Raw genomic sequence first — 1,170 nt, forward strand, 5'->3', positions numbered from 1 at the left:
CTAGACGGTATGGGTGACCGTCGGCGTTGAGCTGGGGGTTGCGGGCCGGGGCCCCACTCACCCATGTTCGTGGGTTACCGAGTAGGAGTCGCCTGCCCGGTCTATCCGACAGTGGTGGGAGGCCCCGGTGTTTACAGAGCGTACGAGTGTTGGCCTGGACGTGCACGCACGTTCAGTGGCGGCGGCGGCAATCGACAGTGACTCCGGGGAGGTGCGCCAGACCCGGTTGACCCCTTCTTATGAGCACATTCGGTCGTGGATATCGGAGTTGCCGGGGCCGGTGGCGGTGGCCTATGAGGCGGGTCCGACCGGGTTTGGGTTGCAGCGAGCGTTGACCGACGCTGGGATCCGCTGTGAGGTCGTCGCGCCGTCGAAGCTGCAGAAGCCGGCCGGTGATCGAGTCAAGACCGATGCCCGCGACGCCCTGCATCTGTGCCGGTTGTTGCGTCTGGACGAGATCACCTCGGTGTCGATCCCGAGCGTGGCTCAGGAAGCGGCTCGTGATCTGGTGCGTGCCCGCGAGGACTGCCGTGGCGATCTGATGAGGGCCCGACACCGGCTCTCGAAGCTGCTGTTGCGCCACGGCATCGTGTACTACGGAGGGGCGGCGTGGACCGGTGCCCATGATCAGTGGCTGCGCACCGTCGCCGCGCCGCAGCTCAGTGCGCCGGCGGCGCGGATGGCCTTCGACGCTGACTATGACCATGTGTTGACGATGCAGGCCCGGCGGCGGCGTCTGGACGCAGCGATCGAGGAGATGGCCGCCGATGGGGAATTCACCGCGATCGTGCGGCGGGTGTCATGTCTGCGGGGAGTGAACACGTTGACCGGGTTTGCGTTGGCAGTCGAGATTGGTGATTGGAATCGGTTCACCGGCAATACGATTGGCTCTTTCGTTGGGTTGGTGCCTTCGGAGTTTTCGTCGGGTTCCTCGCGGGTTCAGGGCCCGATCACCAAGACCGGCAACACTCATGTCCGGCGGCTGTTGGTCGAGGCGGCGTGGCATCACAAGCCGCGATATCACGTGGGTGCGGTGATGCGGTCGCGGTGGGATCGGGCTTCTGCGGCGGCCCGCGCTCGTGGGGACGAGGGCAACCGCCGCCTGCATGGCAGGTGGGTGAGCTTCCTGGAACGACGTAAGCGACCTGTGACGGCCAATGTCGCGGTCGC

Annotated in this window: 1 protein-coding gene; it reads left to right on the forward strand. The window is 65.9% G+C overall.

All coding sequences use genetic code 11. The features are described 5' to 3' along the window. Positions 1-127: 127 nt before the first annotated feature. The coding region (locus AWC18_RS19305; protein WP_085139785.1) for an IS110 family RNA-guided transposase at positions 128-1,170 on the forward strand (1,043 nt) is incomplete at its 3' end.

It is taken from the genome of Mycolicibacter nonchromogenicus, assembly GCF_002101775.1.
Taxonomy (GTDB): domain Bacteria; phylum Actinomycetota; class Actinomycetes; order Mycobacteriales; family Mycobacteriaceae; genus Mycobacterium; species Mycobacterium nonchromogenicum.